18 protein-coding genes and 1 pseudogene are annotated in these 22,137 nt (G+C 47.4%); 18 read left to right on the top strand and 1 reads right to left on the bottom strand.

Translation table 11 applies throughout. From position 1 onward, the window contains the following. Positions 1-18: 18 nt before the first annotated feature. From DW965_RS19895 to DW965_RS08255, 18 genes and pseudogenes are all read left to right on the top strand, one after another. Positions 19-1,317 (top strand): annotated as a pseudogene (locus DW965_RS19895) (UvrD-helicase domain-containing protein); the annotation flags it as partial. A gap of 245 nt (positions 1,318-1,562) precedes the next feature. Beyond that, positions 1,563-3,704: a 3'-5' exonuclease gene (locus tag DW965_RS19890; protein WP_243036528.1), complete on the top strand. Its 2,142-nt coding sequence runs from the start codon at positions 1,563-1,565 to the stop codon at positions 3,702-3,704. 107 nt (positions 3,705-3,811) lie between these two features. Further along, entirely contained in the window at positions 3,812-4,513 is a 702-nt protein-coding gene (locus tag DW965_RS08325) for an ATP-binding protein (RefSeq protein WP_117509979.1), read from the top strand. A gap of 118 nt (positions 4,514-4,631) precedes the next feature. Continuing rightward, positions 4,632-5,198 carry a hypothetical protein gene (locus DW965_RS08320; protein ID WP_117761899.1) on the top strand — a complete coding sequence of 189 codons (567 nt, stop codon included), beginning with the start codon at positions 4,632-4,634 and terminating at the stop codon, positions 5,196-5,198. Positions 5,199-5,419: 221 nt separating this feature from the next. After that, entirely contained in the window at positions 5,420-6,361 is a 942-nt protein-coding gene (locus DW965_RS08315) for an ROK family protein (RefSeq protein WP_243036527.1), read from the top strand. A gap of 68 nt (positions 6,362-6,429) precedes the next feature. Next, positions 6,430-7,146 carry a GntR family transcriptional regulator gene (locus tag DW965_RS08310; protein WP_055219308.1) on the top strand — a complete coding sequence of 239 codons (717 nt, stop codon included), beginning with the start codon at positions 6,430-6,432 and terminating at the stop codon, positions 7,144-7,146. A gap of 145 nt (positions 7,147-7,291) precedes the next feature. Then, complete coding sequence (locus DW965_RS08305; protein ID WP_119198263.1) at positions 7,292-9,073, top strand: class I mannose-6-phosphate isomerase; 1,782 nt, start codon at positions 7,292-7,294, stop codon at positions 9,071-9,073. A gap of 50 nt (positions 9,074-9,123) precedes the next feature. Continuing rightward, complete coding sequence (locus tag DW965_RS08300; RefSeq protein ID WP_119198262.1) at positions 9,124-11,520, top strand: hypothetical protein; 2,397 nt, start codon at positions 9,124-9,126, stop codon at positions 11,518-11,520. 390 nt (positions 11,521-11,910) lie between these two features. Beyond that, complete coding sequence (locus DW965_RS08295) at positions 11,911-12,666, top strand: LacI family DNA-binding transcriptional regulator (RefSeq protein ID WP_243036526.1); 756 nt, start codon at positions 11,911-11,913, stop codon at positions 12,664-12,666. Next, positions 12,666-12,917 carry a substrate-binding domain-containing protein gene (locus DW965_RS19885; protein ID WP_243036525.1) on the top strand — a complete coding sequence of 84 codons (252 nt, stop codon included), beginning with the start codon at positions 12,666-12,668 and terminating at the stop codon, positions 12,915-12,917. Before DW965_RS08295 ends, DW965_RS19885 begins: the two co-directional genes overlap by 1 nt. Before the next feature lie 39 nt (positions 12,918-12,956). Further along, positions 12,957-13,907, top strand: a complete 951-nt coding sequence (locus DW965_RS08290) for an ABC transporter permease (protein ID WP_119198261.1) — start codon at positions 12,957-12,959, stop codon at positions 13,905-13,907. A 12-nt stretch (positions 13,908-13,919) separates the two neighbouring features. Next, on the top strand, positions 13,920-14,852 hold the full coding sequence (locus DW965_RS08285; protein ID WP_055219078.1) for a carbohydrate ABC transporter permease: 933 nt from the start codon (positions 13,920-13,922) through the stop codon (positions 14,850-14,852). Between the two features lie 95 nt (positions 14,853-14,947). Then, complete coding sequence (locus DW965_RS08280) at positions 14,948-16,399, top strand: ABC transporter substrate-binding protein (RefSeq protein WP_117509974.1); 1,452 nt, start codon at positions 14,948-14,950, stop codon at positions 16,397-16,399. A gap of 110 nt (positions 16,400-16,509) precedes the next feature. Beyond that, positions 16,510-17,799 carry a glycoside hydrolase family 125 protein gene (locus DW965_RS08275; RefSeq protein ID WP_119198274.1) on the top strand — a complete coding sequence of 430 codons (1,290 nt, stop codon included), beginning with the start codon at positions 16,510-16,512 and terminating at the stop codon, positions 17,797-17,799. 392 nt (positions 17,800-18,191) lie between these two features. Then, a complete protein-coding gene (locus DW965_RS08270) occupies positions 18,192-18,710 on the top strand; it encodes a VanZ family protein (RefSeq protein ID WP_117802471.1) in 519 nt (172 codons plus the stop codon). Positions 18,711-18,777: 67 nt separating this feature from the next. Then, on the top strand, positions 18,778-20,472 hold the full coding sequence (locus DW965_RS08265) for an AAA family ATPase (protein ID WP_119198260.1): 1,695 nt from the start codon (positions 18,778-18,780) through the stop codon (positions 20,470-20,472). A 128-nt stretch (positions 20,473-20,600) separates the two neighbouring features. Next, on the top strand, positions 20,601-21,179 hold the full coding sequence (locus DW965_RS08260; protein ID WP_119198259.1) for an AzlC family ABC transporter permease: 579 nt from the start codon (positions 20,601-20,603) through the stop codon (positions 21,177-21,179). After that, a complete protein-coding gene (locus DW965_RS08255; RefSeq protein ID WP_119198258.1) occupies positions 21,134-21,457 on the top strand; it encodes a branched-chain amino acid transporter permease in 324 nt (107 codons plus the stop codon). The genes DW965_RS08260 and DW965_RS08255 overlap by 46 nt, the downstream gene beginning before the upstream one ends. An 87-nt stretch (positions 21,458-21,544) precedes the next feature. On the opposite strand, the gene DW965_RS08250 is transcribed toward DW965_RS08255, so the two are convergent. After that, positions 21,545-22,114, bottom strand: a complete 570-nt coding sequence (locus DW965_RS08250; protein ID WP_117509969.1) for a phosphoribosyltransferase family protein — start codon at positions 22,112-22,114, stop codon at positions 21,545-21,547. Positions 22,115-22,137 lie beyond the last annotated feature (23 nt).

Below are 22,137 nucleotides of genomic sequence, written 5' to 3'. Positions count from 1 at the left end.
AAAGAAGAGGGAAAGAACATGGCAGTAAAATGGACAGCGGAACAGCAGAAAGTCATTGATGCGAGAGACCGGAATCTTCTGGTCAGCGCGGCGGCGGGTTCCGGAAAGACGGCGGTTCTGGTAGAGCGGATCCTTGCAATGGTGAAAGACCCTGTGCATCCAATCGACATTGACCAGCTTCTCGTCGTAACCTTTACGCGTGCGGCGGCAGGAGAAATGAAAGAGAGAATCGGCCGCGCTCTGCAGCAGAGCCTTGCGGAAAACCCGGAAAATGAGCATTTACAGCGGCAGCAGACCCTGCTTCACCATGCGCAGATCAGCACAATTCACGGTTTCTGTTCCTATGTGATAAAAAATTACTTTCAGATGATCGATCTCGATCCGGTGTACCGCATGGCGGATGAAGGGGAGATCCGTCTGATGAAAAGCGATGTGATCCAGAAGGTCATGGAAGAACGCTTTACGGAAAAGGAGTCTGCATTTACACGGTTTGTGGAGAGCTACGCGGCGGGAAAGCAGGATGACGGGCTCGATGCACTTGTGCTGAAACTGTATGAGTTTTCCATGAGCTATCCATGGCCGGAGCAGTGGCTCGAAGAGTGCCGGGCGGCGTACCAGATGGATTCACCGGAAGCAGTGCAGGAGAGTATCTGGGTACAGGAGCTGATGAGCGAGGCGAAAAAGCGGCTCTCGAGTATTCTGGAAGGGATTCAGGAAAACCGGAAAACAGCAGTAAGCTCTGGAGGACCGTATTTATATGATGAGGCGCTGGCTTCTGACCAGCAGATGGTGGAAGAACTGCTGGAAACAGAATCGTTTGATGAACTGGTGCGCGCGATGGCCGGAATGAAGTTTAAAGCACTTTCGCGGAAAAAGGCAGACGATGTGAGTGAAACGCTGAAAGATCAGGTAAAGGCGGAGCGCGATGCATGTAAAAAGGAGCTGCAGAAGTTAAAAGAGCAGTTCTTTGAGAAGGACAGCGCTGCGATTGCGGAGGAGATTGCCGACTGCCGGGAGCCCATCGGGGTGCTGATTGATCTGACGGAGCAGTTTGCAAAAGCGTTTGCGGAGAAAAAACGGAGCAAAAATATTCTTGATTATGCCGATCTGGAACACTTTGCGCTTGAAATTCTCGTGCAGCAAAAAGACGGCTGCCTGGTGCGGACCGATGCGGCGCGGGAGCTGTCGGAGCAATTCCGGGAAATTATGATCGATGAGTACCAGGACAGCAACTTTATCCAGGAGGCACTGCTCTCTGCGGTGTCCGGTGAGGAGGACGGCAGGTGGAACCGGTTTATGGTCGGCGATATCAAGCAGAGTATCTACGGATTTCGTCTGGCGCGGCCGGAGCTGTTTCTGGAAAAATATCGCACGTATCAAAAAGACGGAGAAAGCCAGCAGAGGATTGATCTCGATAAAAACTTTCGAAGCCGGCCGGAGGTGCTTGCAGGGGCGAACTATGTGTTCCGTAAGCTCATGAGTCCGGAGCTTGGCGGCATTGCGTATGATGAGGCGGCGAGCTTCATGCGGGTGCGGTGTTCCCGAAAAAAGAAGAAGGAAATATGGATCCGTGGCAGAGGGCATACGAAACGGAGCTTCTGCTGCTGGACGACCAGGCGCCGGAGCTGGAAGATGATAAATCCCGCGAGACGAAGATGGAAACGGAGGCGGCTGCCGTTGCGGCGCGCATCCGGGAAATGGTTGGAAATGAGGAAGTTGTGGATAAGGAGACCGGGGAATACCGGAAAATCCAGTACCGGGATATCGTCATTTTACTCCGTGCGGTCAGCGGCTGGTCGGAGACGTTTTCGCGTGTGCTCCAGGCGGCTGGAATTCCGGCTTACAGTACATCAAAAACAGGGTACTTTTCCACGCAGGAAATTGTTACGGTGCTGAATTATCTGCACCTGTGTGATAATCCATGTCAGGAGATTCCATTTACGGCCATTCTGCGTTCCCCCATCTGCGGATGCACAGACACGGAGCTTGCGGCGGTGCGTTGTGTGGATAAAGATGTGAAAATTTACGAGGCATGTGGAAAATATGCGGCGATGGGGGATGATGAAGCACTCCGGGAGAAGCTGAGGAGGTTCCTTGCACAGCTCGAAACGCTGCGAAGCCGCGTGCCGTATACGCCGATCCATGAGCTGATCACACAGATTCTCGAGGAGACGGGCTACGGCGGCTATGCATCTGCAATGCCGGGTGGTGTGCAGCGGCGGGCAAATCTGGAGATGCTGGTGGAAAAGGCGGTGGAATTTGAGGCGACGAGTTACCGTGGACTGTTCAACTTTATCCGTTATATCGAGCAGCTTCAGAAGTATGAAGTCGATTTCGGCGAGGTGAATATTTACGGGGAGAGCGCAGACACGGTGCGTATCATGAGTATTCACAAGAGTAAAGGACTGGAATTCCCGGTTGTGTTCCTCTCGGGCATGGGCAAATCGTTTAACCAGATGGACAGCCGTGCGGCGCTTGTACTCCATTCCCGGATGGGCATCGGCGCGGATGCGATCGATCCGGAGCACCGCGTCCGTCAGGCGACACTGCCGCGGCAGATCATCCGGCAGAGCATGAAGCTGGAAAATCTGGCGGAGGAGCTGCGGGTGCTTTACGTTGCCATGACGCGCCCGAAGGAGAAGCTGATTATGACGGGCATGGCGTCGAAGCTGGAGAGCCGCGTGAAGCAGTGCGCGGCACATGCGGGGCGGCAGGAGGAGCTGCTGTCATATCAGACATTGAGCAGTGCATCCGGGTATCTCGACTGGATTTTGCCGGCATTTTCGAGAAACCGGTGTTTCGACGGGCTGTATGAACAATTCGGTCTGGCAGGGAATGCGGACAATCCGCTGTATGCAGAGAAAATTCCGGTAACGATCCGCCTTGTATCACCGGCAGGACTTGTTGAGGGAGAGGTGCTGCATCAGATGGAGCGCGCGGTGAATGAGCAGAAAATCATGGAAATTCCGAAGCAGCCGCCGAGAGAAGCGGCGCTGAAGGAACTTGTGGAGGAGCGGTTTGCCTACCAGTATCCGTATGAGAAGGAAAAACAGATTCCGGTAAAGGTTACCGTTTCACAGCTGAAGAAGGCCGGGATGGAGGAATCCGAGATCGGAAAAGAGCTGTTCGCGCAGGAAGAACTCGTACCAATTGTGCCGGGCTTTCTGAAAAAGGATCATGTTGCGGCTCTGACGGGCTCTGACCGCGGAACGGCGTACCACCGCCTGCTGGAATGTCTCGATTACCGCAGAGCGTACAGCATCACAGAGCTGATGGCACAGACGGAGGAATTGATTGCAGAAGGAAAGATGACGAAAGAAGCAGCGGAATGCATTTATTTCAAATCAATCCTCGCTTTCGCAAAAAGTCCGGTTGGAATGCGGATGCGGAATGCCTTTTTGAATGAAACCCTGAAACGGGAGCAGCCGTTTGTGATGTCCGTTCCGGCAAGTGAGGCAGATCCGTCCTATCCGGAAGATGAAACCATTCTCGTGCAGGGAATTATTGACGCATGGTTCCCGGAGGGGGATGAGATTGTTCTTGTGGACTACAAAACGGACCGTGTGAAAGAAGTCGGGGAGCTGAAAAAGCGGTATGAAAAACAGCTCGCCTATTACCAGCAGGCACTGGAGCGGACGACAGGGAAGAAAGTGAAAGAGAAAATTATTTATTCGCTGGCACTGGATGAAGAGTTGGTATTGTAGGAAAAAACTACTAGAAAAAACAACTGTCAAAACAGGGATAAAGTATGATATCATAGTTGAGAAACAAACAGGTATTGAGAAATAAAGAGAAAAAAGGAGATTCAGCGATGATTCGAAAAATTGTTCAGATAGAGGAAGACAGATGTACAGGATGCGGGCTTTGTGCGCATGCCTGTCATGAAAGTGCGATTGCGATGGTTGACGGGAAGGCAAAGCTGATCCGGGATGACTACTGCGACGGATTCGGTGACTGCCTGCCGGTCTGTCCGGCAGATGCGATTTCGTTTGTGGAGCGGGAGGCGCTGCCGTATGATGAGGAGGCGGTAAAAGAGAACCAGCGGAAGGCAAAAGAGGCGGCCGGACAGGAGAATACCGGAGCAGGAAAAGCAGGTGAAAACAGCTGGGCGATTGACCGTGCAGATGCGCAGGAAAATTCTGCAGCAGTTCCGTCCCGGCTCCGCCAGTGGCCGGTGCAGATCAAGCTGGTGCAGGAGCGGGCTTCGATGTTTGCAGGAGCAGACCTTCTCGTTGCGGCGGATTGTACAGCGTATGCGTATGGAAACTTCCACCAGGATTTTATTCGGGATCATGTCGTTCTCGTAGGCTGTACAAAACTTGACGATATCGATTATTCCGAGAAACTTGCGCGGATTTTCATGCGGAATGATATTAAGAGTATCACGGTTGCACGCATGGAGGTTCCGTGCTGCGCAGGAATGGAGCGTGCCGTGAAGATGGCGCTGAAAGAGAGTGGAAAGAAGATTCCGGTGAAAACCGTGGTGATTTCTACGGAGGGGGAAATTTTGTAGAAAATCAGATATAGTAATTAGCGTGTGCCCTTAAAAGTATTTTTACAATTGGTACATTCTGCTTTGTGGAATATGTAAGACGAAAAAAATGAAAAGCTCGGTAAGAGGTATTAGAAAAATGAGTATGACGAAGATACAAAAGGAGCTTCTTGGTGCGCTGATCGGTCTGGCCCGGTCGGTAGATGGAAGAGGAGAAGCAGCAAAAGGTGAATCGCAGGAGTTTTCCAGCGGTGACAGCAATGGTCACCGCCCGGACAAAGCCACGCATGAGATTCTGCTTGGCGGAATTTGTGCGGCAAATCCGGAAAAAGAGTTGAGGGAAGAAGAGGGGAAATCCTGGATTGTACGCGTGGAGGCAGAAAAGAACCGTCTGAATCCGGATTGCGCAGTGTGCAAGGGAAAATGCGGCAGAACAGATAACTATGATCTCGAAGAAATGGAGACAGATGAACCGTCGGATCGGGCACGAAAAGAGCAGATTCTTGCGGAATTGTTTCCGATGGCAGAAAAACTGCAGCAGCTTCGGAAAGAAACAAAAGAGCAAAACGAAGAATTGCAGGGGGCGGTTAATTTTTTGTATAAGGCATTGTTTGCGATTGGAAACTATGTCGGGGAAAAGAGTCTGCAGAGCGTGGTGCAGGAGATGAATAACCTTTTTGTTAAATTGGAAAATGTATTGAAATAAGTAGAAAATAAGAAAAATCCTCTGTCCGGAGTGTATAAAAAACCCCGGAAACAGGGGATTTTTTGCGTTCTGCGCCAAGTGCATAAAACGTATTATCGCGTTTTCACAAAGTTTTGCAAAAGCAGACAAAATTGCAGACAGGCGCTTGCAACAGAAAAATGAATAGGTTATAACATTATAACAAGGTGGCAGGAGAACCAATACAAAGAAATGAGATCCTAGTGGCATATAAACAGAAAGAATACAGGGAAAAGATGAAAAGGGACGGAAGCGGGATGGAGAAGAAAAAATATATCCTTCTGGATGTTGGCGGAACGGAAATCAAAGGAAGTGTGTCGGACAGAAATGGAGTAAGAACAAAAATCCGGAAATTTCCAGCACAGGCGCAGAAGAGCACAGAGAAGATTCTGGACAATTTTGCAAAGATCTGCCGGGAACTGATGAGAGAAGCAGACGGAAGTGTTGTCGGAGTTGGGATGGCGATTCCGGGTCCGTTTGATTATGAAAATGGAATCAGCCGGATGCAGGGACTGAATAAGTACGATGCCATTTACGGGATTCCACTGGAAAGAGAAATCAAGGCGCGCGTGCCGGAACTTGGATCAGCACGATTTTTGTTTTTACATGACATTGAAGCATTTGCACTGGGAGAAAGCTGGTACGGAAACTGTCGTGATGCGGATAAAATTCTGTGCGTCTGCATCGGAACCGGCGCCGGGTCGGCTTTTGTAGAAAACGGGAAAACGGTGAAAACAGGAAAAGGTGTGCCGGAAAATGGATGGATTTATCAACAGCCGTTTGGAGATTCCATTTTGGACGATTATCTTTCTGTGCGCGGGCTGGAGCAGATTAGCCTGGCTGTGACAGGAAAAGTGTGGAGTGGAAAAGAATTGTATGGTCTGGTAAAAGCGGGAAACATGGAGGCAGAAGAAGTCTGGAGAAGATTTGGAGCAGATGTGGCGGCTGGCCTTCTTCCTGTGCTGGAGGAATATCAGCCGGATCTGCTGCTTCTGGGCGGACAGATTGCAAAAAGTTTTTCCTGGTTTGGAAAAGAACTGGAAAGAGAGTGCGAGAAAAGAAAGATTCGGATTCAGATAGAAACGGAAACATCCGGCCGTGCCATGGAAGGCCTGTTGTCACAGTTTCCTGAAAAAACACAATAGAGCAAAAATATTTTCAGAAACAAAAATACAATGCTATGGAGAGAAAAGAAGAAGGAGAAACTGCAAAAATGGATAGAAATCCGGGAGCACCGCCGCTGTATGCGCAGCTGGAACAGATTCTGAAACAGCAGATCGAATGCGGCACGTACAAAAAAGGAGATTTTCTGCCAACAGAAAAAGAGCTGATGGAAAAGTACGAGCTTTCGCGTGTGACAGTACGCCAGGCGATGACGAATCTGGTACAGAGCGGTTACGCCCGTGCACGGCGCGGCATCGGAACAGATGTTGTCTACGAGAAAGTCGAAGAGCAGATGGAAGGTGTCATCAGCTTCACGGAAGAAATGAAAAAGCATCATATCGAAATGCAGACAACATACTGCAAGATGGAACTGATCAGTCCCGGGGAAACAGTAGCAAGAAGTCTGCAGATTCCATTGACGGAGCCATGTTATTGCCTGAAACGTGTGAGGAATGCTGTGGGAAAACCCATGGTCTATACCATTACGTATCTGAAAAAAATCTGCGAACTGCCAACAGAGCCGGAGCCATACATGGAATCGCTGTATCAGTATCTGTGGGAGGAGCATGGAATCTATATTGAATCCGGCCGGGATACGCTTGAGGCGGCACTTCCATCGGAAGAGGTGCAGAAAGCACTGAAAATTGATGCGCAGATGCCTATTTTTATCCGGACACGGCAGACATTTCGGAAGGGCGGCGAGGTTTTTGAATATTCGATCTGCTATTATCCGGGAAATCGTTATAAGTACACGGTGGAACTGTAAACATATGACATGTAAAAAAACGAAACCGGACAGAAGTGCGAAATCCGCCAGATGCGAAAGCGTTGAAACAAAGATGATAGGTCTGATCGGCGCAGGAAACAACCCAATGGATGGAAGAAAAATTAAGAAAAGGAAAAGAATCTAAATGAATTTAAAAAAGAAATATGGAAACTACGAATTACATCCGCAAATGAAGATCACAGGATACGAAAATGAAATCTGGGATGAAAAAAAGGAGATCATCGAAGAATTAAAACGGGCGGTTCAGGAAAAACAGAAAGAAAAGAAAACCTGTATTCTTTCCTTTGATCTGTACCCGGGTGTACGAAAAGAAGAAATAATGGAACTGGCCAATGCGCTGCAGCCGGACCGGATTTTTGATATCGAAGACTGTGCCAAAGACGAAGAAACGTTGTTAAGAGAATTTAACGATTACATCACCGATGACCGTGTTTTCGGTATCATGTGTCATAAAGCAATAGATACCTGGTTTGAGAGCGAAAAGCTGGAAACCATGAAAAAAGCAATTGAGACAGAATGTATGGAAGAAAAAGATACAAACGGTGGTCTGATCGTGATCGTTGGTACAGCGACAGAGCTTCTGGCCGAAGCAGATGTTCTTGTTTACTGTGATCTGACCCGCTGGGAAGTTCAGCTCCGCTACCGGAGCGGCATGCCAAACTGGCACAGTACCAATTATAATGATCCGATCCTGACGAAATATAAACGGGGATTTTTCATTGAATGGCGTCTGGCGGACCGCTATAAAAAAGAGCGGTATGAAAAATTCACGTATCTTCTGGATACGGAGAAAGAAAATGCACCGGTTCTTACAACGGGAAATGCCTTCCGAGGCGCACTGCAGCAGCTTGCCAGACAGCCATTTCGTATGGAGCCGTATTTCGACCCTGGCGTATGGGGCGGTCAGTGGATGAAGGAAAACTTTGGTCTGGATGCATCGAAGGAAAATTTCGCGTGGAGCTTTGACGGAGTTCCGGAGGAAAACAGCCTGAATCTGGAAATCGGCGGAAAAGTCTTAAAAGTACCGGCACAGGATCTTGTCTTCTATGCGCCGCATGAACTGCTGGGTGAAAGAGTCCACGGCCGGTTCGGCGCAGAATTCCCGATCCGTTTTGACCTGCTGGATACGATGGGCGGTCAGAACCTTTCCCTGCAGGTACATCCGCTGACCGAATATATCTATGAAAAATTCGGCATGCCATATACGCAGGATGAGAGCTACTATCTTCTGGATGCCGATGAAGATGAGGAAACGTATGTATACCTCGGCCTCAAAGAAGGTGTGGATAAAAAAGAGATGGGGCGGGAACTTCGTGCAGCAGAAAAAGGAGAAGAACTTTTCCCTGCGGAAAAATATGTCAACAAAATTCCGGTCAAAAAACACGATCATGTGCTGATCCCGGCAGGAACGGTGCACTGTTCCGGAAAAAACACGATGGTGCTGGAAATCAGTGCGACACCGTATATCTTTACCTTCAAACTCTGGGACTGGGGCCGCCTTGGCATGGATGGACTGCCGCGTCCGATCCATCTCGACCACGGTATGAAAAATATCCAGTGGAACCGCGATACCAAATGGGTGTACGACAATATTGTCGGCCAGACCAGAACGCTGGAAAAAACAGAAAACTGTGAAGTAGAGCGCACCGGACTGCACAGCCGCGAGTTTATCGACACAATCCGCTATACACTTTCCGGGCCGCACACCGTCTCGATGGATGACACGGTTCATGTGATGAATCTCGTGGAGGGACGAAGTGCCCGCATCGAGAGCATGGATGGCAGCTTTGCACCGTTCACGGTACATTACGCAGAAACCGCCATCGTTCCTGCAGCGGTCGGAACATACCGGATTGTACCGGAAGAGGGCGAAATGATTAAAATGCTGGTGGCATCTGTGGGGTAAAGAGAGATAAAAATTTTGAGCAACATAGAACAGGAAAAGGAGAAATTATCATGACACACAAAATCAGAGAAGTCTACATCGTACATCATTCCCACACCGACGTGGGATACACCGATCTGCAGGAGCAGGTTATCTACAATCAGGCAAACAACATCCGCCGGGCAGTCGAACTGATTGAAAATGGAATCAAAAACAACACAACCCAGAAAGATCTGAAATGGAACTGTGAGACATGGTACTGCGTGGAGCAGTTCTTCAAAATGGCAACGGAGGAAGAAAAAGAAAAGTTTTTCGATCTGGTAAAAAAAGGAAATATCGGTCTGTCTGCCAATTATCTGAACTTTAATGATCTTGCCGACTGCAAATATCTGAAAGAAAAAATCCATACGATACAGGAAATCTGCGGTGAAAAAGGAATCCAGATCAAAACAGCCATGATTGCAGATATTAATGGTATCTCCATGGGACAGCGCGATGCCCTGATCGAAAACGGAGTAGAATTTTTGTATACCAATATCCATACCCATCACGGCATGTATCCGCTGTATCAGAACCAGAAACCGTATTTCTGGGAAAATGAGAACGGACAGCGTCTGCTGGTATGGAATGGTGAGCATTATAACCTGGGAAATGCCCTCGGCATCGTCCTGAATAAAAATGTTAACTTTATGACAGAAAATTACTTCGGCAAAAAGAATGGTGATGTGACAGGACTTCTGGAAAATCTGCACACGAATCTGGCTGCGAGCATAAAGGAATATGAAGAAAACGGTTATCCGTACGATTTCTATATCACCAGTGTTTCCGGCGTTTTTTCGGATAATGCGCCGATCAACCCGGCCATTGCAGATACGGTTGCGCTGTTTAATGAAAAATATGGCGAAGAAGTCACCATGCATATGGTGACGCTTCAGGAATTGTATGACAAAATCCGGGATAAAGTGCAGGATGCACCAGTGTATCGGGGTGCCATCAATGACTGGTGGGGCAATGGCGTTGGAAGTACACCATATGCGGTAAAACATTACAAAGAAGCCGTACGACTGAACCATATCTGCGACCGACTGGAAGAAAAAACAGGGGTACATAACGAAGAACTGATCCAGGCTTATGGCGACAATTCTCTTTTGTATGCAGAGCATACCTGGGGTCATTCTGCTACGGTAACGAATCCGTACGATACCATGGTAACAAATCTGGATATGCGGAAAAACAGTTATGCATCCAAAGCACATGAGGCAGCAGCGATGCGTAAAAATGAGCAGTGCCATAAACTGGGTGATATTCTGCGCTATTATAATCTGTCCGGTAAAGTGAAGGCGGTCTCCACAAGCCATCAAAAGAGAGTATTTCCGGTAGAATTTTACGTAGAAACTTTAAGTCTTTCTGCAGTTAAAGTAACCGATGACAAAACAAAACAGGAGATGGAAGTGCAGCTGTCGGCGCATCCGCGCGGAGTGCTGGTGAGCTTTCTGGCCGAATTCGAGCCGATGGAAGAAAAAACATTTACCTATGAAGAGCAGCCGGCTCCATCCCAGACGCTGTTTACCAGAACGGCCTGGGTGGGCGCAGAGCGGGTACGTGATATTGTGAACACGTACGATCCGGAAAGTTACAAACTGCCTTACGGTCTGGAAAATGATTTCTTCCAGATCAAATGGAGAGTCGGAGAAGGCATCACATCCTTCTATAATAAAAAAGCAGGAATAGAAATGTGCAAATCCGGTCTGGAAACATTCTTCACGCCGGTTTATGAACGCACCGAAATACGGAAGGGTGTTTATGCGGAACGCAGTCTGATCGGAAGAAATATCCGCGGACTTCACGCAGAGCAGTATCAGGGTGACCTTACGGATGTGAAAATTCTGGATCACGGACCGGTGTTTACCAAAGTAGAACTGATCTTTACCCTGGAGGGAACGTATCACAGCAGTGTTGTGATCAAAATGTACCGTCATCTTCCGAAAATTGAGTTTTCTTACCGGGTAGCCAAAACATTAAGCGAGGATATCGAAAGCCTGTACCTTCCGTTATCGTTAAATCTTCCGGATGCGGAAGTGATGATCCAGAACGGAGGTGTTACCATGCGCCCTGGTATTGATCAGCTTCCTGGCACCAATATGGAATACTATATTGCGGATGAAGGGCTCGTTTACCGGACAAAAGATCAGACGATTCTGGTTAATACTTTTGACACACCGTTACTTTACATGGGGGAGATGGAATCCCACCCAATCCTTCTGTGCGATAACAAAGAGGAGAATAATAAACGGCCGGTTTACAGCTGGATTATGAATAACACATGGGAAACAAACTTCAAGATGGACCTGTCCGGATTCAGTGAGTTCCGTTATGGAGTGGAGATTGTGGAGCAGGGAACCGCAGAGAAAGATATGGAAAGCCTGTCAGATAATGACAAGGGTGTGGTTACCTTTATTTGCGGGTAATCATTGTTCCGCGGTTTTACGGCGGTGTCAGGCAATGAGGTCATGGCTGTCTGGCGGTAGTATGAAAAACAGCAGAAGATGAAAAAAGACAGCGGGGAGTATGACAATTAGACGAAAAAATCAGACTTTCCGCTGCTTTTTCGTTAAAAATGAAAACAGGCGAAAAAGTACTGCGTTAATATTAAGATGTTATGTGACTTAACACAAGAACACAGATTTTCTGTCTAAAAAATCAAAAGAAACAGAAGAATACTCCTCGATCTATACAAATTAGGACTGGAAAATAAGAATTTTAATATACAAAATAACGAAAAGGCTATTGACAATCTTTCTAAAAGATGTTAACATCTAAACACAAGTTAAGAAACAAATAGAGGGGCTGTTGGTAACATGGCAGAGAGAAAATCAGTATCCATGCAGGATCTGGCAGATAAGCTGGGCATCAGTAAAGTAACAGTTTCCAAGGCGCTGAACGGAAAAGACGGCGTGGGAGAAGAACTGAAAGAAAAGATTTTTGCGCTTGCGAGAGAATCCGGTTATGTCCTTCCGGACTACGGAAAACGGAAGAGCAAAAAAGTCGGTATCATCATGAGTCCGCGGTTCAGCTCCGGAGACGAAGGAAAATTTTATATGGCAATGTACGAGCGGATCATCTACGAGCTGCAGAGAGCATCCTGCTCGAGTATCATGATTTCTCCGACAACAGCAACACTCCCGTCGGACATGAACACGATACAGACCAGAGGGCTGTTCGACGGCCTGATCTTTCTTGGTATTCTCGATAAGGGTGTCCGGGAGCAGATTGCACAGATTGATCTCCCGAAGGTGTATGTGGACATCTACGATCAAACCCACAAATCCGATTCCGTCATCACCGAGAATATTTACAGCTCCTATGAGCTGACCAATTACCTGATCCAGCAGGGTCACACAGACATCGGATTTGTCGGAACCGTAGGAAGTACAACCAGTATTTCCGACCGATATCTCGGATATCTGCGGAGAATGCTGGAGGAGGGAATTTCCCCGAAAAATGAGTGGAGAATCCCGGACCGAAGCGATGAAGCATTGCCATTCCGCTTTTGCTGCCGGAGAAGCTGCCCACCGCATTCGTCTGTAACTGCGATGCCACCGCATTCAAATTAGTGCAGACATTAAAAGAGCGTGGAATCTGCGTACCGGAGGATGTTTCCGTGACCGGTTTTGATGATTCCATTTATGCACAGCTGTGCAGTCCGCCGCTCACCACGGTTGCGGTTGACACCGACGCGATTGCACGTCTTGCGGCAAAACGTATGATCAAACATATGAATGAACCGCAGAAAAAGAGCGGCGAGGTATACCGCATTCCCGGAAAGATTATTTACCGGGAATCCGTTTGTAAGATAAACGGATAAAGTGATAAGCCGAGCAATCGGGAGAAGGAGGAAAAAATCTTGAGTAAACCAAGCAAAAAGAAAAAAAACCGCTGGACCAAGAATGACACGGAGCTGACCGTCATGGCGCTGCCTACCACAGTCTGGTACATTCTGTTCAGCTTCCTGCCTATGTTCGGTTTGATTATTGCATTCAAGAACTACAAAATCACCGGTGGAAAGAGTTTCATTTACAACCTGCTCCACAGTGACTGGGCCGGATTTAAAAACTTTTCGTTCCTGATCAGATCCAATGATCTGTTCGTCATTCTGCGAAATACAATCCTGTATAACCTGGCATTTATCGCCCTGGGTATGGTGTTTTCCGTAGGACTGGCTATCATGATCAGCCTGCTGCACAACAAAAGAGCATCGAAGGTATATCAGACCATGATGTTCTTCCCGTACTTCATGTCATGGGTTGTAGCTTCCTACTTCCTGGATGCATTCCTGAACCAGGACAACGGTCTAATCAACAGTATAATGAGAAATGCAGGCAAGGAACCGATTCAGTGGTACATGAGTGCCGGTGTATGGCCATTTATCCTGATCTTCATGTATCTATGGAAATCTACCGGATACAACATGGTTATCTACCTGTCCAGCATTTCCGGTATTGATACCACACTGTACGAGGCAGCCGTTATGGACGGCGCCAACAAGAGACAGCAGGTATGGCACATTACCCTGCCTTGCTTAAAGAGTGTCATCATCATGATGTTCATTCTGAATGTCGGAAAGGTCTTCTACTCTGACTTCGGACTGTTCTTCCAGCTTTCTCAGGGAGCAAGCGGTTCGATCTTCAAAACGACAGCAACTATCGACACATATGTATACAACGCACTGCAGTCTTCCACTCCGATCGGAATGACTTCTGCGGCAACATTCTTCCAGTCTGTTGCATGCTGCATCACCATCCTTCTTGCCAATGCCATTGTGAAGAAGATTGATGAAGACAGCGCGATTATTTAAGGAGGTACGAAAATGGCAAAAAAGAAAAAAGATCTTGATCTGGCTTCCTCTTCACACTTAAATCAGATCCAGGGATCTACAAATGCAATTTTCAATGTTATTTTTGTGATCCTCGCCCTGGCCTGTATTATCCCGGTGGTATTCATCTTTATGATCTCGATTTCTTCCGAGCATTCGATCAAGATGAACGGCTACCAGTTTATTCCGAGTGCATACTCGCTGGATTCCTACAAATTCCTTCTTCGGGAAGGACAGATGATCCTGACAGCACTTGGCGTTTCCGTTGCGGTAACGGTTATCGGTACGGTAATCGGAGTTGCCCTTACGATGCTGATGGGTTACGTTCTTTCCAGAAGCACCTACAAACTGAACGGATTCTTTACCATGGTCGTTTTCATTCCAATGATCTTTAACGGTGGTATGATTTCTTCTTATGTAGTCAACACACAGTTTCTGAATCTGAAAAACAGTATATGGGCGCTGATTCTTCCGCTTTGTGTTTCTTCGTTCAACGTTGTCATCTGTAAAACGTTCTTCAAGACCAACATTCCGGAATCTATCATTGAGTCAGCACAGATCGACGGAGCAACTCAATTCCAGATTTTCGGAAAGATCGCCCTGCCGTTGTCGAAACCGCTGATGGCAACGATCGCCCTGTTCCTCACCTTTGGTTACTGGAACGACTGGTTCCAGTCTTCCCTGTACATCAGCGATACCAAGCTGTATTCTCTGCAGGCGCTGCTGGATCACGTACAGAGAAACATTGAGATGATGGCAAATAACCCGTCCCTTGGCGTTACCACGGCACAGTACATGAACTCGATGCCAAAAGAGGGCGCCCGTATGGCGATGGCAATCATCATCATCATCCCGATCGCATGCTGCTATCCGTTCTTCCAGAAATACTTCATTTCCGGTCTGACGGTCGGTGCGGTAAAAGGCTGATCGACCATTTACCTTTATGGATCTCATACTGAAGCAAAAGGCTTCGGTTAAGGATAATTTCAACATTCTATATTTTATATCAGGAGGATGCTACAATGAAAAAGAAACAGTTTTTAGCTCTTGCACTTTCTGCTGTTATGGCCGGTGGCATGCTGGCAGGCTGCGGAAGCAGCAACGGAAGCAGCAGCTCTTCAAAGAGTGATGCAAAAGATGAAGTTGTTACACTGAAATGGATTCAGGTTGGTAACGGAATGCCGAAGGATTATGATGAGTGGCTTGCACAGATCAACCCATATCTGGAGGAGAAAATCGGCGTTAATGTAGACATGGAGATCGTTCCGTGGGGCGACTGGGATAACAGAAGAAGCGTTATCACAAACTCCGGCGAGTACTTCGATATCCTGTTCACAGACCAGAACCGTTACTCTTCCGAGGTTAACACCGGCGCACTGATGGACATTACAGATCTGCTCAAAGACAACGCTTCCGAGCTGTATGACATGATTCCGGAAGATTACTGGAAAGCAGTAGAAGTAAATGGAAAAATCTACGGCGTACCGACCTACAAAGACAGCTCCCTTTCCGAGTACTTTGTATGGGATCAGGATATTGCAGACAAATATAACATTGATGTAAATTCTGTAACAGATTTCAATACTCTGTACGATGCTCTGAAGACAGTAAAAGAGGGCGAAGGCGGATCTCCGTACTTCATGTCCAAAAATGGTGCAAACTTCCTGCTGAACCTGAACTACGATGATTTAAGCTCCGGACTTCCGGCAATCGGCGTTAAATACGGCGATGACAGCAAGACCGTTGTCAATCCGCTGGATGACGAAGAAATCCTTTCCAACCTGGATATCGTTCGTAAAATGTATCAGGAGGGCATCATCAACGGAGACGCTCCGACAGCAGATGATTCCAGCAAATACGCAATGTTCTTTGTTGCACAGGGATGGAGCGGCGCTGCAAAAACAACATGGGGTCCGAACAATGGTATCGCTAATTGTTCAGCAGTACAGTATGGCAACACAGTCGTTTCCAACACAACCGTACGTGGTTCCATCAATGGTATCTACTCCGGATGCAAACACCCGGACAAAGCACTTCAGCTTCTGAACCTGGTAAACACCGATTCCAAAGTGCGTGACTGGTTCTACTATGGAGCAGAAGGAAAAGACTTCGAGTACACCGATGACAATAAAGTACACCGCCTGACCACTGACTGGGGCATGGCCGGATATACCCAGGGTACTTTCTTCAATGTAACACAGACAGACGATGTTGACTTCAACCAGTGGGATGAAGTAGAAGAGCTGAACGAGAAAGCAACTCCGTCTGAGATGCTTGGATTCAACCTTGATACCTCCAACATCGAAACAGAGCTTGCAAACTGCCGTGCCGTATATGAGAAATACTATTCTGAGTTATTCACCGGCGCACAGGATCCGAGAGAGCTTGTAAAAACAATCGATGCAGAGCTTGAGACCGCAGGCTGGGAGACCATCCGCGAAGAAGCTCAGAAACAGATTGACGCACAGAAATAAGTCTGATACATTAATTTTATAAGAACTACAACAGGGCATTTTCGATTGCGGAGATGCCTGTTGTAGAATAACGGGAAATGAGAAAAATTGAGCGAAAGGATGAAAAAAGAATGAAAGAGACCTTACCAAAGTCCGTTCAGGAGCTGATTTTAAGCCTGAGAGAAAAACTGAAAGACGAGCCGGAAATCGTTGATATGTTTGAGCGATGCTACTCCAACACCCTCGATACGACCGTGAAGAAAATGGAGGACGGCAGCACCTACGTCATCACCGGAGATATCCCGGCCATGTGGCTGCGTGACTCGGTAGCACAGCTGCGCCCTTACCTGGTGCCGGCACAGAATGACCCGGAGCTGGCTGACCTGATCGCAGGCCTCATCCGCCGCCAGTTTATGTGCATCAACATCGATCCATACGCAAACGCATTCAACGAAGGACCGAACGGCAACTGCTGGGAGAAGGACGAGACCGATATGGGACCGTGGATCTGGGAGAGAAAGTATGAGATCGATTCTCTCTGCTATCCGCTGCAGTTCTCCTATCTGTTCTGGAAGAACACCGGAAGAACGGATCAGTTTGACGAGGTTTTCTGGGAAGGTGTTGACAAAATCCTGACTGTATTTGAGACTGAAATGAACCACGAGGAGAAATCCCCGTACAGCTTCATCCGTAAAAACTGCTCCTACACCGATACGCTTTCCCGCGATGGAAAAGGTGCGCAGGTAAAATCCGGCATCGGCCTGATCTGGTCCGGCTTCCGTCCAAGCGATGACTCCTGCCGTTACGGTTACCTGATCCCGTCCAACATGTTTGCGGTTGTTGTTCTGAATTATCTGAAAGAGATCGCGGATTTCGTCGGCGGGAAAGAGGAAATTGCAAAGAAAGCAGAAGAGATGGCAAAGACCGTAAAACAGGCCATCGAGACTTACGGTACCACCCATATCTGGGGACTTGGCGATGTTTATGCTTACGAGGTAGACGGCTTTGGACAGTATAATCTGATGGATGATGCCAATGTACCGAGTCTTCTGGCTATGAGCTATCTCGGCTACGAGCCGGAAAGCCAGGAAGTGGCTGACAACACAAGAAAGCTGATCTTAAGCGAGGCAAACCCGTTCTACTATTCCGGAACAAAGCTTTCCGGAATCGGAAGTCCGCACACACCGGTCCGCTACGTATGGCACATCTCCAAAGCCATCGAGGGACTGACCGCACCGACAAAAGAGGAGAAACATCAGATGATCCACGAACTGATGGAAACCGACGGCGGTACAGGACTGATGCACGAGGGTGTTTTCGTAGATGATCCGACCGTTTACACCAGAGAGTGGTTCTCCTGGGCAAACGCAATGTTCTGTGAGCTGGTCATGCAGTATTGCGGATATGAGATTAAGAAATAAACAAAAAGAAAAACGAAAAAGATAGAAAAGAGGAGGCTGTGTTCGCTGCACAGCCTCCTCTTTTCGTCTACACCAAAGAAAACTGTCAGTAACAGTTTCCCTGAAAGGAGGGACAGCAGTGGGGAGAATACTGCTGTCCCAGGGGAACATGGGATTTTCATTTTGATTCATTTCTCTACACACGGTGTATTATACACAGTTTTTTGCGATATGTAAAAGATATAATTGATATGAAAGATATAATAAATTAGCATGACGAAGAAATGTAAAAGAATCTGAGCATCAGAAAATCTTAGGAAATCTATTGGGATTTCTTTGGAAAAGAAGAAGCGGAATCCTAAGAATGTTTTGGTAGAATCCTCTTATCAAGTGAAGATGAGAGGGGAAAGAACATGACCTGGAAAAACGAGAAAAAATCAAAAGCATTACTTGTGGTATTCGGCATTTACCTGGCGCTGCTTGCCTGGTGCATTTTATTCAAATTCGCCTTGCGCCCGGAAGAAATTCCGCACCTGCGGGGGATTAATCTGATTCCATATGCGGCGTCGGTTGTGGTGAACGGGAAAGTGCAGATTAGTGAAATTATCGAAAATATGCTGGTCTTTCTGCCGTTCGGCCTCTGCATCTCAGCCTTCTATCCGGACAGCGAAATCCAGAACCGCATTCTCCTTGCATCGGGACTGAGCCTGTTTTTTGAGGTGACGCAGTATATTTTTGCGATCGGCGCGAGTGATATTACGGATGTGATCGATAATACGCTTGGCGCGGTGATCGGAATTCTATTGTATCTGGGGATGAAAAAAATCTGGAAAGAGAAGACGGGAAAGATCATTACCATTCTGGGAGCGGTGCTGGAAGTGCTGTTTCTGGCGTTGTTGTTTTTTACGTTTGCGGCGAATGGGATGTTTTAAGATTGGAATTCAGGAAAGGATAGTGTATAATCGAGAAAAGGACAAATTCCGAAAGCAGGTGTGATGGATGGAAAAAGTAATCAGTATAGGAAAACAGAATTTTGCATCCTTAAGGGAAAACCATTATTTCTTTGTGGATAAATCTCACTTCATCAAGGACTGGTGGGAAAACGGGGATGAAATCACCTTGATCACCCGCCCCCGCCGCTTTGGCAAGACACTGAATATGAGCATGCTGGACTGCTTTTTTTCTAATAAATATGCCGCCCGGGGCGATCTGTTTGAAGGACTTGGCGTTTGGAAAGAAGAAAAATATCGGGAACTGCAGGGAAAGTATCCGGTGATCTTTTTGAGTTTTGCAGCCGTGAAAGCAGATCAGCTTTCGGAAGCAAAAATTCAGATCAAACAGCAGATTGCGAGAGTGTATGAAGAAAACCGTTATCTTCTGGATGGGGATCTGCTGAGCGGAAATGAGAAGAAAGCATACAACGAGGTCAATCTGCATATGGGTGATGCGGAGGCCGCAGCGGCACTCAATAATATGAGTATGTATCTGGCGCGGTATTACGGCAGAAGAGTGATTATTCTGCTGGATGAGTACGACACGCCGATGCAGGAAGCGTATGTCCATGGCTACTGGGCGGAATTTACAACGTTTGTGCGGAGTCTGTTTAATGCGACGTTTAAAACGAATCCTTATCTGGAACGTGCGATGATGACCGGAATCACGAGGGTTTCGAAAGAAAGTATTTTTTCTGACTTAAATAATCTGCGTGTGGTGACGACGACATCGGATCTGTATGCGGACTGTTTTGGATTTACCGAAAAGGAAGTTTTTGCATCTCTGGACGAGTTCGGAATGGGAGACAAAAAGGATGTTGTGAAGCAGTGGTATGATGGATTTATCTTCGGCGGACACCGCGATATCTACAATCCATGGTCGATTACCAATTATTTAAAAGAAAAGAAATTGCGCCCGTACTGGGCAGATACGAGTTCGAACGGTCTGGTGGGAAAGCTGATCCGCACCGCCTCGCCGGAAATCAAAGAGTATATGGAAGATCTACTGAACGGACAGGCAGTCACGGTGAACTTTGATGAGCAGATGGTGTTTGAACAGCTGGGTTACAATGAAAATGTAATCTGGAGTCTGCTGCTCGCGAGCGGTTATCTGAAAGCGGAAGAGGTGGAGTATCGCGGAATTACTTTGAAGCCGTGGTATCAGCTCCGTATCACCAATCTGGAAACGGTGAGCATGTTTGATGATATGTTCAGCGGATGGTTTGAAGCATCGGAAGCTGGGTACAGCAGCTTTGTGAAAGCACTGATGCAGGGCGATCTGGAAGCGATGAATTATTATATGAATAAAGTGTCCCTTGCGACCTTCAGCCATTTTGATGTCGGCGGGGAAACAAATGAAAGCCTGGAGCCGGAACGATTCTATCATGGCTTCGTCCTGGGACTGATGGCAGAACGCGCAGAGTGTTATCAGATCCGGTCGAATCGGGAAAGTGGATTTGGACGGTATGATGTGATGATGATTCCGAAGAATAGAGAAAAAGATCCGGCGATTATTATTGAATTTAAAGTCTGCAGCCGGGTAAAAAAGGAGACACTGGAAGATGCGGTGCAGGAGGCTTTAAAACAGATCGTGGATAAAAAATACGACGCAGAACTGGTGGCCCTTGGCGTGCCGCAGGAAAGGATCCGGCATTATGGGTTTGCATTTGCGGGGAAGAATGTGTTGATTGGAGCAGAATGAGAGAAACGGGTGATGAAGGTCATCCGTTTCTTTTGGCGTAAAATGGTATTCCTATTGACTCACTATGATATAGATAGTATGATAAATTTAATTTTTAAAATTTATTTTTACGTGAGGATATTTTATCTATGAAACGATTTTCTTCCACTACCTTAAAAACTGCTTTCGTAAAATCCATCCCGATTTTCTGCAGCTACGTTTTCGTCAGCATGGCCTACGGCATGATGATGGCATCCGCCGGCTTTCCCTGGTATGATTCACTGCTGGTAAGTCTGACGGTCTATACGGGCGCGTTCCAGTTCGTTCTGATTACGTTTCTTTCTAGCGGCGCTTCCCTCATCACCATTGCGCTCACTGCACTTCTGATGAACAGCCGCCAGAGTTTTTACAGCATTACCTTCCTGAAGGAATTCAAACAGATGGGGCGCCGCAAGCTGTACATGATTCACACGATGACCGATGAGACATACGCCGTAAACTGTACCTTAGATCTTCCGAAAAAAGAAAAAGAGGACACCATGTTCCTCGTCGCTCTGTTCAGCCGCTACTATTGGATAGTTGGTTCGGTTCTTGGCGACATTTTAGGCCAGATCATTCCATTTGACCTGACGGGCCTTGATTTCTGTATGACAGCCCTGTTTCTCATTATCTTCATTGACCAATGGGAAAAAGCAGAGAAGCACACGCTGGCGCTGTCTCCGCTCTGATCACCTTCGGACTCCGTGCACTCCCGTTTCTTACATTTTCCGGCAGCCGTAAAATGCCCGCATCACTCGAACGACTCGGCCAGGCACTGCCGTCTGCCATCATGGCGGTACTGATCATTTACTGTATGAAAGATATTCCCACCGGCGGTATCTCTGCCGCAGTACCGAAACTGCTCGCAGCAGCGGTCGTTTTTATCACCTACAAATGGAAACACCAGACCCTCGTCTCCATCCTTCTTGGAACCATTTCGTATATGATGCTTCTGCGTCTCTTTTAAAAAGAAACGGTGCAGTTCTGAATTCATGGCAGAAATTCAGAACTGCACCGTTTTTCTATTCTCTATATGCATTAGAAGGATTGGCAATTATTCGATGACTTCGTACTCTCCGTCGCCCGTCTTTTTGAATAACGGAAGCTTCTGCAGAAATACAATATCTTTTCGATCAGCAGCATCGCCCTCAGCAAGGATCGCTGCTTTTTTTACAACCTCTGCACTGGCATTCGCCATCAGGCATTCCAGTGCGTGCAGGGACTCGCCGGTGGAAATGACATCATCCAGCAGGCAGACACGTTTGCCGCGGATTTTATCTGCGTCTTTTCCATCCAGATAAAGATGCTGCTCACCCGCTGTTGTAATCGAATGAACGGATGCGGAAACCACATCTTTCATGTAGGATTTTGTGCTTTTTCGTGCAACGATAAATTCTTTATGGCCCAGCTCTTTGCTTACTTCATACGCTAGGGCAATACCTTTCGCTTCTGCGGTGACAATGGCATCGACTTCTCCGATTTTTGCGGCCAGCTCCGGCGCACATGCACTTACCAGCTCGGTGTCACCAAGGACAACAAAGCTTGCAAACGCCATCTCCTCACTGATCGGGATAAATGGAAGTGTTCTTTTCACTCCGCAGAGCTCCATGCTGTATTCTTTCATACGATTTTCCTCTTATGTTACTG

The sequence above is a fragment of the Blautia sp. AM47-4 genome, from assembly GCF_003479865.1.
GTDB classification, from domain to species: Bacteria; Bacillota; Clostridia; order Lachnospirales; family Lachnospiraceae; genus Fusicatenibacter; species Fusicatenibacter saccharivorans.
Note: the sequence above shows the minus strand (reverse complement) of the source record. Positions and strands in the feature narration are given on the sequence as shown.